The organism is Anaerosalibacter massiliensis, from assembly GCF_024623155.1.
Taxonomy (GTDB): Bacteria; Bacillota; Clostridia; order Tissierellales; family Sporanaerobacteraceae; genus Anaerosalibacter; species Anaerosalibacter massiliensis.
Map to the genome: position 1 here is coordinate 82,137 of NZ_JANJZL010000002.1, position 13,052 is coordinate 95,188.

Consider the following 13,052-nt stretch of genomic DNA (forward strand, 5'->3'; position numbering starts at 1 on the left):
AAAACCTCCTATACTTTTATAAACCCTCTAAAAGTATATCATAAATATATGTAAATATTAATAGAATAAAAAGTAATTTATAAAAGAAAGGGCTTATTGGCCTTCTTCTAAAAACTCATCTATAGAATTAATAATTCTAAGTCCTGATCTTTTCATTTTCTCTAATATTTCAATACCCTTTCCTTCTATATAGTCAAATTTATCATATTCAGAATAAGAATCCACTAAATAAACTGTTTTGCCCATTTTAATTGCATTGTAAGCTGCCTCTAAATTTTTTAAATTTCCTCTACCATAAGGAATACTACTAAGTATGACTACATGGGATTTTTCTATTGCCTTCATATTCTCTTTAAAGGCTTTATCACTTATTTCTGAAAATGGTTTTTCATCTATTATATTTAAAGACAATTTTCTTCCTAATTGCCAATCACTATCTCCTATATTAATTACCCCTATAGAAATATTGTAGCCTTTTTCTTCTAATTTACTTAATATTTCTCCTCCTGTACCTCCACCTGCTATTACATGAATTCTAGATTTTTTTTTATTTTGATCTATATAATTATTTAAAGATAGAGGAACAATGTAAATACTATCTGTATAAGGATTTTCTTCAACTATAATATTTAATCCATAGGTTTTTTCAATATTCTTTCTAGTTACTACTTCTTTAGGAGTACCTATGCTTACAATTTCTCCATTATTCATAAGTATTATTTTATCACTATATCTACAAGCCAAATTAATATCATGTATAACTAGTATTATTGTAGTCTTTCTCTCTTTGTTTAATATTTTTAATAAATTAAGTAGCTCCATCTGATGATTTATATCTAAATGACTAGTAGGCTCATCTAAAAATATAATCTTAGGTTCTTGTGCTAAAGCTCTAGCTATAATAACCCTTTGTCTTTCTCCTCCACTTATCTCATCTATATTTCTGTCTTTCAAATGGAAGGTATTAGTTTTTTTAAGAGCTTCATATACAATTTTAAAATCCTCTTCTCTTTCTTTTTCAAACCTATTTAAATGGGAAAAACGCCCCATTAAAACTATATCTAATACAGAAAAATTATAAGATATAATAGTATCCTGAGGAACAAGAGCAATATTCTTTGCTAACTCCCTTGTCCCATACTTTTTTATATCATTATTATATATCTTTATACTACCACTCTGTGGACTATATATATTACTTATATTTTTTAATAATGTAGATTTCCCAGAACCATTAGGCCCAATAATACTTATAAACTCTCCCTTTTTTATATTAAAAGAAATATCTTTTAAGGTTAATTCCTCTTCATAAGCAAAATTTAATTTTTCAACTTCTAATGCATAGTCCATAATCTTCACTCCAATCAAATTTCTCTCTTTTTCTTTCGCAATAAATATATAAAAAAGGGACCTCCAAATAATGCAGTTATAATTCCCACAGGTATTTCTACAGGAGATATAATAGTTCTTGCCAACGTATCAGTAAAAGTCATAAAAATACCTCCCACTAATGCAGATGCTGGAAGAAGTATCCTATGATCTGGCCCTACTATAAGCCTGACTATATGAGGAATTATAAGACCTACAAATCCTATTATCCCGCTTACTGATACAACCATCGATGTCATAAAAGAAGATAATATTAGTATATATAATTTAACCTTTTCTACATCTACTCCTAAGCTTTGGGCTGATTCTTCACCTATAAGTATTATATTTAAATCTCTAGCAAAAAAATTTAATACTATGATAGATACTATAGTAGGTACAAATATGTGGAGTAAAGGTTCCCATCCTTTTCCTGAAAAGCTACCTAATGTCCAAAAAATTATCTTTTCCATATCTTTAGTATAAACTACCATTAAAAAAGACATTATTGCTGTAAAAAACTGTCCCAGGGCTATCCCTGACAGTAGCAAAGTAGTTGTAGGAACCTTGCCTTTTATTTTAGATATAGAATAAACTGTAAATACTGTAATAAGTGAACCTATAAAAGCAAATATAGATATAGAAGATATTCCAAGAAATTTCATATCTATTTGTGAAATTATGGCAATGGAAGCCCCTAGGGCTGCCCCAGAAGAAATACCTATTACATAGGGATCAGCCATAGGATTTTTAAACATACCTTGAAATGCTGTTCCTGCACTAGCTAAACTTGCTCCTACTAATACACCAAGCAACACTCTTGGCAATCTAATCTTCAATATTATAATTTTATGAGAATCTGATATTTCATTCATATCTATTTTGCTAGAAATATAAGGAAGCTTAGAACCTATTATTTTAAATGTATCAGATACTTTTATATTAGCTGTTCCAATGGTTGAAAACAATACGACAAATAATATTAACATTATAGATAATATTAATATTATAGTTGCATATCTATTTTTCATCTTATTAGCCTTCATAATAATTCCTCTGTCTACTTAAATAAATCTGGATGTAATGTTTTAGCTACCAATTCTAATGCTTCTACAATTCTTGGTCCAGGTCTTGAAACTATATTTGGCTCTAGTAGATACACTCTATTATTTTTCACAGCATTCATAGCATCATATCCAGCTCTAGACTTTATTGATTCTACTGTTTTTTCTGGATCTTCAGCTGCTAAATATACATCTGGATTCCTTTCAATTAGTTCTTCTTCATTAAATTCAGAATATCCACCTTTTGCATCCTTAGCAATATTTTCTCCACCTGATAAATTAATTAGTTCGTCCATAAAAGAACCAGGACCAGCTGCACTCAATGGATCATGCCATATTTCATAAAACACCTTTACTTTTTCAACATTCTTTACTTTATTTAGAACTTCTTCTTTCTTAGATTTCATATCTTCTGTTACTTTTTTGGCTTCATCTTCTTTACCTGTAATTTTCCCAATTTCATTTATTGTATCTATTACTTCATCTATAGATTCTGGTTCATAAGATACTATTGGGATTCCCGCTTCCTTTATTTTATTATTTACTTCTTCATTACCTTTTCCATATTGAACTACTAAATCTGGTTCTAATTCAATAATCTTTTCAATATTTACTCCCTCAAAATCTCCTATTTTGTCCTTTTCCTTAGCTTCCTCCGGATAATCACAAAAACTTGTTACTCCTACAATCTTGTCCCCTAACCCTAGACTATATAATATCTCTGTATGGCTTGGTGCTAGAGAAACTATTCTTTTAGGTTCCTTTTCTATTTTAACCTTATTATTAAACTGATCTTCTATTTCTAAGGGATAAGCCGAGTTTTCAATTTTAGTTTTGGATTCTTTATTATCTTCTATCTTATTAGAATTTTCACAGCCTACAACAGTTGTTAATGTTAATATTAAAGTTAATAGTATTATTATTTTTTTATTTCTAATATTTTTCATATGTACTCCTCCATTTTTTTTAAATTGTAGTTAAATATATATACTTTCTTTTCTAATTAAAATCTTATTAGTTATAATTTCCATCTCTTCATTATCTCTTAAACTATAGATAAATACTTTACTATTCATATTTTTAATAGGCTCTATAGCAATTTCCATTCCCTTTTTAATAGGCTTTTCAATAAAACTCCAGTAATTATTACTACCTAATTTAGATAAAGATACTTTATCATCTACTATTTTTACTGTGTCTGAAGTAATTATGTTATTATCAAAAGTTTTTATCTCTAGCTTTTTACAATTGGTGATTATTAACCCATATATTGAATCAACCTCTTTTTCCTCTACTGTTTCCACAGTACTTTTACCTAAAATATTTGCAATATGCTCTTTAGATTTATACATTATACTACTATGATTCCCATCTAATTGGATAAGTTCTCCTTGTAAAGTTCTAGAACTATTTAATGTTACAGTACCATCTCCTAAATTAGTTGTATATACTCCTTCAGGTTTTCCATCCTTCCATTTTCTTCCTAAGCTAGTTCTGTCTTTTACCAGTAAATATTTATTAGTTTTTATATTATTACCTGCTATTAAATATATCTCAACATCTTCCAAGTTTTCCTCATCTAATCCATTTAAAAAATCATTTTGAATACTCATGTTATAAATAGGCAAAAATTCCTTTTCCCCATTTTTCTCTAAAACTTTAATATAATCTCCATATTTAAAGCTTGGCAATAAATCCTTAGCTGATGGAAATGTCTTCCTTAAAACATCTAAGTATCCTAATTGTTGAAACATCCTAAAATACCAGGTAAATCCTATTTTTAATGCTTTATAAAACAAATTTTCTTCTACTTTAGGATAAGGAATTTTTCCCCCACTCCAAAAATAATAAGCATTTATTGCTCCTGCATTAGGAGTTCCTATAAGTATAAGTTTATCTACATCTTTATTATAATCTTTTCCTTGAATATATGCTCTACTAACTAGTCCTCCCATACTATGACATATTAAATCAACCTTTCCTTTTCCTGATATTTCTTTAGCTTTTTTTATAGTAGGTATTAAATACTTCTCTGAAGAATAATCACAGGATTTCCTCCAATCATAGAAGGATACAAATAGGTTTTCACCTTCAATATACCCTAAAGAGTTTAAAATATTTAAAAATGGCCTATAAACATGTGTTGAAAGACCAAAAGAAAAATCCCCAGTCCCCTTTATTATATCATCTCCTAAAGAACCAAAAAGTCCTGGCACAAAAACAATAGGGTTCATATTTATCACTTCCTCATTGCTTTTATAACCAGGATATGCATTTAAAATAAGAAAAGTTACTAGTTACTTACTTTTTCTTATTCCCATATATATAAATATATACATGATCTTCATTTGCTTTAGTATGAATATATACAGGATAATCAAAATCATTTTTAAACTTTAAATCCAATGAACCATAAGATACTGCTGCATCTTTATTTTCTGGTACATATTTTACTGGTAGTGAATGAGGATGTCTTTCTGTAACATTTAAATTCGATAATAAAAGTGCATTATAAAGAGTAGTAGATACTTGACATACTCCTCCTCCTAATCCTGGTACAAATTCCCCCTTTACAATAATATTTGCTTCTTTATATCCCTTTTGTTTACTTCTTGGTCCTGTTGATTCATTAAAGGAAAAAACTTCACCAGGCATTACTATCCTTCCATCTAAAGCTTTTGCAGAAATGCGGATATTCTCTTTTCTATCTTTACTGCTATTTTTAAAGGAAGTTGAAAACTCACCTATTATTCCATTAATTCTATTTAATTGAGCTTTTGTTATTTTAGGATTTACATTATCCACTGGAATATCTATATCTTCTAATTTATATATATTTCCTTCTATTTTCTCTTTCAAAAGTTCTTTGTTTACCTTTCTCCCAATTCTTTCTTCTGTTACAGACATATTTCCTTGATTAAAATGGAATACTGCATTTTTACTTTCTAAATTAATATCCTCAGATATTTTATTAACTAATTTTTCTACAGCTTTTACATCATATCCACTTTTCAATTCTATATTTTCTCCATGTTTCTTAGTATTAGAAATAGTCTTAAGTCTAGCAAAAATATTCCCTTTTCTTCCTATGGAATATGCCTTATTTATCGCTTTTTCATAATCATAATAAAACCCTAAATCTTTAAGCTCTATATTATAAGATTTATCCTTAAACTTTAGTACCATTTTCTTTCCTGTTAAACTTTCTTCTTTATTTTTCTTAATATGCTTTAGAGCTTCCTCTTTAGTCATATTACTTAAATTAATTTTCTCTACTTTTATTCCTTCATACATAGTTTCCTTACTTAATACTAAATAAAATCCATAAAATCCAATTGAAAATAACACTATAGCTATAGATAAATACAATATTATCTGTATATTTTTTTTATCTTCTTTCCTTGTCCTCTCCATAATTCCCTCCATATTTCCAAAATATGTAAATTAGTGAAAACTCACTTACTCCAATAAATTTCTACATTATCTCCATTCTCTAAAACCTTCATATATTGAGCATCCCTGTTATTTACTTTCAGTACTAGTTTCCCCTTAGGTTTAGACAAGTCAAAATCAATATAATTAAATATATTTACAAATAAAAACTCTTCTTCAGTATATGTGAATTTTTTTGATTCTCCATTTACTATTAGATCTATTTCATTCTCCTCAGTTTCTAAAAAATTCTTATTTGATTTTAATTTTATATCTATTTCATCTTTGTCTTTTATATTTTCATATATACCCACTTGTTCTCCATTTTTAAATATATTGTATTCATCTATATTTAAATCTTCTAATAAATTATATACTGTTTCATTTTTATAGTATTCTATTCTATCTCCTTCGTGAATTTGAATATTTTCTTCTATAATTTCACCATTAACTTTTGCTTCTTTTAAAACTCTTACCTCTTCACCATTCAAAATAACTTTCTCATATATTGGAATAATATTGTAGAGATAAATATCTCTAATCTCTCCCCTAGTAGAGTCTTTAACTTCTACAAAATCTTTATTTTGTAAAACAGTTTTTAAGTTTCCCTTAGCTCCATTTACAATTATTTCAGCAGGTTTTCCTATTTCACCCTTTTCAATTTTCTTCTCATTATTTAAATAGTATATAAAATCTTTTCCCCTTTCAGGGATTAGTTTTCTAGGATTGTACCCTACAAGAATAAGAACATCTGCAACTTTTACACTATCTGTATTAAAAACCCTAATTTCCTCTCCATTTAAGTATATTTGTATAAAATTTTTATACTTATTATTTGCTCCTTCCATAGCTATACCTATAGGGGTAATCATGTCTGGTCCATTATGAAGTTTTGAAATTCCCTCAATACTTTCTATAAAGCTTAAATCTCTTAATACTACTCTTTCTTCAGGAAGTTTTAAATATTTAGCAATGTATTCATTTAATTTAGGTATCTGGCTACTACCACCTATTAAAAAGACAGCACTAGGAGCAACACCATTGTATTCTATTATCTTCTTTGATATCTCAGCTGCTAATTTATCTATTACCCCTTCAATTTTTTTTATAATTTCTTCTGTACTATATTGATGTTCTATACCAACTACATCAAAAAATTTATGTTCTTCTTCTTTATTTAATCTTACCTTCAATTTTTCACTTGAATCAAAATCTAGAAGATAAGATTTAGCAATAGCTTCTGTTATCTCATCACCTGCTATGGAAGTCATAGCATAAGCTATTATAGAACCATCTTTAGTTATAGCTATATCTGAAGTACCAGCCCCTATATCTACTAATGCTAGGTTTAAAAGTCTTAGATTTTCTTTTATAGCTACATTTATGGCTGCTATAGGCTCTAAAGTCATATTTGAGACTTCAAGACCTGCTCTATTAACTGCTACATATAAACTATCTATAACTATTTGGGGTAGAAATGTTGCTAGAAGATCCACTCCTATTTTTTTACCCTTGTGCCCTTCTAATTTTTCTATAAAATTATCATCTAGAAAATAATTTACTACACTATAACCAATACAATAATATCTAAGATCTTTTTTTCCTATTTCCTCATCCATTAATTTCTGAGAGTTTTGTATCCCTTCCATTTCCAAAGCTTTAATCATATTATTATCGATTTCAATAGTACTGTCAATATCTTTATTTGTTTTAAATCTATAAGTTTTTAAAGCTCTACCTGCCGCAGCTATAGACACATTCTTTAAAGGTATTTCTAATTTTTCTTCTAATTCTTTTTTAATTTCTTTAATAATTCTTGTAACTCCTTCTATATCATGAATTTGACCATCATACATATTTCTTCTGTTATGTTCTTTTATACAGCTTTCTATAATCTTAAATTTTCCATTCTCATGAACTCCTACTATTCCTACAATAGTTTTAGTCCCTATGTCCAATGAAAATATTAAATCATTAGAATTTTTTATATTTGTATCAGGAACAACCATATATAACAACCTTCCTCATTTATATATTCTTTAACTATTTAATTAAAATTTTCTTTATAATAATTGCAGTACTTCTTTAGAGGACATTTTTCACACATAGGCTTTCTAGCTTTGCAAATTCTTCTTCCATGGAATATTAAAAGATGATGGGCCTTTGACCATCTTTCCTTTTTAATATTTTCCATTAAATCCTTCTCTGTATCTAACACATCCTTGCTATTTGCTAAACCTATTCTATTAGATACCCTAAATACATGGGTATCCACTGCAATTGCATCTACTGAAAAAGCATTGCTTAAAACTACATTTGCAGTTTTCCTACCTACTCCTGGAAGTTTCATAAGCTCTTCTCTAGTATCTGGAACCTTACCATCAAACTCCTCAATAATCATTTGGCAAGCTCCTAAAATATTTTTACTTTTATTTCTATAAAAACCACAACTTCTAATTTTCTCCCCTAATTCCTCTTGGGTAAGGGTCAAAAAAGCCTTAGGAGTATTATATTCCTTAAAGAGTTCTTTTGTTATTTTATTTACTCTTTTATCTGTACACTGTGCTGAAAGTATAGTAGCTATAAGTAGCTCAAAAGTATTTGAATGATTTAATTCAACTTCAGCATCAGGATAAAGTTCTTCTAATATATCCAAAACCTTATCCACTTCTTTTTTGTTCAACTTTCCTTTCATATTTATCACCTACAGTATTTCTATATTATAGTCAATAATTTCTACTCTACTATCCCTATCTATAAATTTTAACACATTTGATACAATTTGATTAGCATGAGATGTATTATTAGTTACACAGGCAAAACCTATTAAAGAAGTTTGCCAACTATCATTTAAATCTATTTCAGCAATGGATACATTAAATCTAGATTGTATTTTTGCTATGATGCTTTTTAGTATTTGTCTTTTATCTTTTAAAGAATTTGATTCATATATAATTAGCTTTAATGTACAAGAACCAATTATCATGATAATCACCTCAGTATATTTTGAAATAATTAGATATAAATAAAAAGGGGGACGTCCCCCTTTTATTTACCCTAATATATTCATTTCCTTACCTACTTTTTCAAATATTTCTACAGCTTTATCAAGTTGTTCCTTTGTATGAGCTGCTGTTACCATACATCTTACTCTTCCTGTTCCTCTTGGAACTGTTGGAAATACTATCCCTGATACAAATACTCCATTTTCAAGTAGCTTTCTACTGAATTCCATAGTCTTTGCTTCATCACCTATTATTACTGGGGTTATAGGTGTTTCACTATGGCCTGTGTCAAATCCTAATTTACCAAGTTTAGACTTAAAGTATTTAGCATTGTCCCAAAGTCTATCTGTATATTCTGTTGATTCCATAAGCATTCTTATAGCTTCCATTATTGCTCCTACAGCTGCTGGTGGAAGAGATGTACTAAATAATACTGGTCTAGCTCTATGATTTAACCATTCATACATAGTCTCACTACCAGCTACATATCCTCCCACTACTCCTATAGCTTTTGACAATGTACCTATTGAAAAATCTACTCTTCCATGTAAATTGAAATGGTCTACAGTACCTCTACCACTTTCCCCTAATACTCCTGAACCATGGGCATCATCTACATAAGTCATAGCTTCATACTTCTCAGCTAATTCTACTATTTCAGGAAGTTTAGCAATATCTCCATCCATACTAAATACTCCATCAGTTATAATTAATATATTATTATATTTATCTCTATTTTCTTTAAGTACTTTTTCTAAATGATCAATATCTGAATGTTTGTATATAGTTTTGTCAGCTTTGCTAAGTCTAGAGCCATCTATAATGGATGCATGGTTTAATTCATCGGAAATAATTAAATCTCCTTTTTCAGTTATAGCTTGAATTGTTCCTGCATTGCAATTAAATCCTGATTGGTAGATAAATGCTGCTTCTTCACGTTTAAATTCTGCTAATAAACCTTCAAGTTCTTCATGAATATCCATATTACCTACTATAGTTCTAACTGCACCTGCTCCTGCACCATATTTCTCAACTGCTTCTATAGCAGCCTTCTTAAGTCTTGGATGATTGGCAAATCCTAAATAGTTATTTGAAGATAGATTTATAACTTTTTTTCCATCTAAAATAACTTCTGAATCATTTGCTCCTCCCAATACTGGAAGTTTTCTGTAAACTCCATCATCTTTTAACCCTTGAATTTTTTCCTTTAAAAAGTTTAGCTCATGAACATTTGACATTTTTTCCCCTCCTTAATAGTTTTAGAGAAAAGGTTCATAATTATCCAAATATAGTATATCACATTTTTTTGATTTATTATTATTAGTTTTTGTTTTGAAAATATTTTAACAAACATTCCATGTCTTTTTTAACATCTTCCTCTTTCTCAAATTTCATTGCCTCTTTTACAATAAGACTACCTAAATATTTATCAATATTTAATATAGCCCAAGCAGAATATTTCCTCATCATGGGATTTTTATCTTTTAGCACCATTCTCAAAAAATCAATATTTTCTTTATTTTTCATATTTCCCAAAGCTATTAAAGAATTTCTTCTTAGAATATTTCTACCTCTCCAACTTCCTGCCATATGTCCATATTTCTTCTTAAATTGTTTATTAGATAAAGTAAATATCTCTTCTATATCTATATATCCTTTAGTAATACTAGGTATAAACTCTTCTTTACCACTTTTAACAGCTTTTTTATTCATAGGACATACTAATTGACAAGTATCACAACCATAAACCTTGATTCCCATTTTTTCTCTCAATTCATAGGGAATATCTTTTTTTGTTTGCGTTAAATATGAAATACATTTTTGAGGATTAAATCTATAAGGTCCTTCTAACGCACCTGTAGGACAAGCTTTAATACAAACATTACAGTCTTTACATTTTTCTTTTAATTCTCTATCTGGCACAATATTTAAATCTGTTAAAATATGTCCTATAAAAACAAATGAACCATAATAGTCATTTATAATAGAACAATTTTTCCCATACCAGCCAATACCAGATTTTTTTGCGATTTCTCTATCTACTAATGGTCCAGTATCCACAAAATATTCGTAGTTAAAATCAACTTCTTTTTTTATTTCTTTTATAAGTTTCTCTATTTTTTCTTTAACTACTCTATGATAATCTTCCCCCCAAGAAGACTTAGATATTCTTCCTTTTAATTTAAAATCTACACTTTCATTAAAATCTACATTATAAGAAATTCCTATAGCAATAATAGTTTTGCAACTTGGAAAAACTTTTTTAGGATCTATTCTCTTTTCAATATCTTTTTCTTCAAATTCTGTTTCTTTATTTTTTGCTTTTCTTTCAATTAAATAGTCATTTAAACTATCTAATCTATTGCATCCTGTAAATCCTACAATGTCAATTCCTATATCCTTAGATTTCTCTATAATATATTTTTTTAAATTCATATCAATCTTCCTTTTCTACTTATCCTTAGTATAACCTATTTAGTAAATTTTTTAAAATATTAAATACCAAAAAGCTTTTTTGCTAAAATATTAACATAAAATAAATATTTTTTTTGAGATTTTATATGTTATAGTATTATTTTGAATTCTTTTGATGTTTTTACTAAAAATTTAGTTATTTCTGTAACCAAGTTAATTTTAATGATGCAAACCTTTTCTTTATGTGTTAAAATGTATCTGATAACATAATTATATCTTAAGGAGGAATTTTTATGATAGTTGGAGTGCCAAAGGAAATAAAAGAACAAGAAGACAGAGTAGCCGTTACACCCGCTGGAGTAGATGCTTTAGTAAGAGCAGGCCACAAAGTTCTTATAGAAAAAAATGCAGGAATGGGAGCAGGATTTACAGATAAGGAGTATTCAGAACTGGGGGCAGAAATACTACCTGAAGCTTCAGAAGTTTGGAACAAATCAGATATGATTATGAAAGTTAAAGAACCTCTTAAATCTGAATATAAATATTTTAGAGAAGGACTTATTATATTTACTTACTTACATTTAGCAGCAGAAGAAAAGCTTACAAAGGCATTAGTAGAATCAGGAACAATTGCAATTGCTTATGAAACTGTTGAAAATCCTGATAGATCTTTACCACTTCTTACACCTATGAGTGAAGTAGCTGGTCGTATGGCAGTACAAGAAGGTTCTGTTTACTTAGAAAAGACTCGTGGAGGAAAAGGTTTACTAGTAGATGGAGTACCAGGTGTAGCTCCTGCACATATAGTAGTTGTAGGTGCTGGAATCGTAGGTACTGGAGCTATTAGAAGAGCTGTTGGCCTAGGCGCTAGAGTTACTGTGCTTGATATAAACACAGCTAGACTTCGTTATCTAAATGAGGTATTTATGGGTAGAATAGAAACTCTATATTCCAACAACTACAATATAACTAATGCTGTTAAAACAGCTGATTTAGTTGTTGGAGCTGTTTTAATCCCAGGAGCTAAGGCACCAAAATTAGTTACAGAAGAAATGGTAAAACTTATGGAACCAGGAAGCGTTTTAGTTGACGTAGCTATTGACCAAGGTGGATGTATAGAAACTACACATCCTACAACTCATGCCGATCCAATATTTATGAAACATGATGTTGTTCACTATGCAGTAGCTAATATTCCAGGGGCAGTTCCTAGAACTTCAACTTTAGCCCTTACAAATGTTACTCTACCTTATGCTCTTAGAATAGCAAACAAAGGTTGGAAACAAGCTCTAAAAGATGAAATGCCATTAAGAAAAGGTGCTAATGTAGTAGAAGGCAAAGTTGTTTATGAAGCAGTAGCAAAGGCTTTTGATTTACCATATACATCAGTAGAAGAGGTATTAGGTTAATTATAGACATGGAAAATCTCCAATTTCAATATTGAAATTGGAGATTTTATTGTTTAGTATTTCTTACAGCACCTAAATGTGAAACGTTCACTATAGTTTATCCTATTTTTCTTTCTAAATATTTAATTTCTATTTCATAACGTCCAACTATTTCTTTTAATATGCTATTATCATCTTGGACTTTTTTAATATCTTTATTGGTTTCTTATTTAAATTCTGTTAGATTAGCCGTCTCTTCACATATTGCATCTATTTTTGATGCTAATTCTTTCTGTCATTACTCTAAATTACCTACTTTTATTATTAGCTTCTTTTAACCCTTTTAGTTCCTCTATCACTATTCTTTAAGATTTTTTGTT

11 protein-coding genes are annotated in these 13,052 nt (G+C 28.8%); 1 reads left to right on the forward strand and 10 read right to left on the reverse strand.

Annotated features, from left to right (window positions below; translation table 11 throughout):
• Positions 1-93: 93 nt before the first annotated feature.
• The 10 genes from NSA23_RS03280 to queG form a co-directional block, all read right to left on the reverse strand.
• Positions 94-1,350 carry an ABC transporter ATP-binding protein gene (locus NSA23_RS03280; protein WP_042680268.1) on the reverse strand — a complete coding sequence of 419 codons (1,257 nt, stop codon included), beginning with the start codon at positions 1,348-1,350 and terminating at the stop codon, positions 94-96.
• 14 nt (positions 1,351-1,364) lie between these two features.
• Complete coding sequence (locus tag NSA23_RS03285; protein WP_042680270.1) at positions 1,365-2,414, reverse strand: FecCD family ABC transporter permease; 1,050 nt, start codon at positions 2,412-2,414, stop codon at positions 1,365-1,367.
• Positions 2,415-2,428: 14 nt separating this feature from the next.
• Complete coding sequence (locus tag NSA23_RS03290) at positions 2,429-3,379, reverse strand: ABC transporter substrate-binding protein (protein ID WP_257490122.1); 951 nt, start codon at positions 3,377-3,379, stop codon at positions 2,429-2,431.
• Positions 3,380-3,409: 30 nt separating this feature from the next.
• Positions 3,410-4,666: an esterase/lipase family protein gene (locus NSA23_RS03295; protein ID WP_257490123.1), complete on the reverse strand. Its 1,257-nt coding sequence runs from the start codon at positions 4,664-4,666 to the stop codon at positions 3,410-3,412.
• 67 nt (positions 4,667-4,733) lie between these two features.
• Positions 4,734-5,846 carry a VanW family protein gene (locus NSA23_RS03300; RefSeq protein WP_050069745.1) on the reverse strand — a complete coding sequence of 371 codons (1,113 nt, stop codon included), beginning with the start codon at positions 5,844-5,846 and terminating at the stop codon, positions 4,734-4,736.
• A 41-nt stretch (positions 5,847-5,887) separates the two neighbouring features.
• The gene (locus NSA23_RS03305) at positions 5,888-7,873 is read right to left on the reverse strand and encodes a cell division protein FtsA (protein ID WP_257490124.1); all 1,986 of its coding nucleotides are present in this window, start codon (positions 7,871-7,873) and stop codon (positions 5,888-5,890) included.
• A 38-nt stretch (positions 7,874-7,911) separates the two neighbouring features.
• Positions 7,912-8,559 carry an endonuclease III gene (gene nth, locus NSA23_RS03310; RefSeq protein WP_257490125.1) on the reverse strand — a complete coding sequence of 216 codons (648 nt, stop codon included), beginning with the start codon at positions 8,557-8,559 and terminating at the stop codon, positions 7,912-7,914.
• A gap of 9 nt (positions 8,560-8,568) precedes the next feature.
• Complete coding sequence (locus NSA23_RS03315; protein WP_042680274.1) at positions 8,569-8,850, reverse strand: DUF503 domain-containing protein; 282 nt, start codon at positions 8,848-8,850, stop codon at positions 8,569-8,571.
• 66 nt (positions 8,851-8,916) lie between these two features.
• Complete coding sequence (locus NSA23_RS03320; protein ID WP_257490126.1) at positions 8,917-10,107, reverse strand: glycine C-acetyltransferase; 1,191 nt, start codon at positions 10,105-10,107, stop codon at positions 8,917-8,919.
• An 82-nt stretch (positions 10,108-10,189) separates the two neighbouring features.
• The gene (queG, locus tag NSA23_RS03325) at positions 10,190-11,305 is read right to left on the reverse strand and encodes a tRNA epoxyqueuosine(34) reductase QueG (protein ID WP_257490127.1); all 1,116 of its coding nucleotides are present in this window, start codon (positions 11,303-11,305) and stop codon (positions 10,190-10,192) included.
• A gap of 272 nt (positions 11,306-11,577) precedes the next feature.
• On the opposite strand from queG, the gene ald reads away from it, so the two are divergent.
• Positions 11,578-12,693, forward strand: a complete 1,116-nt coding sequence (ald, locus tag NSA23_RS03330) for an alanine dehydrogenase (RefSeq protein ID WP_257490128.1) — start codon at positions 11,578-11,580, stop codon at positions 12,691-12,693.
• Positions 12,694-13,052 lie beyond the last annotated feature (359 nt).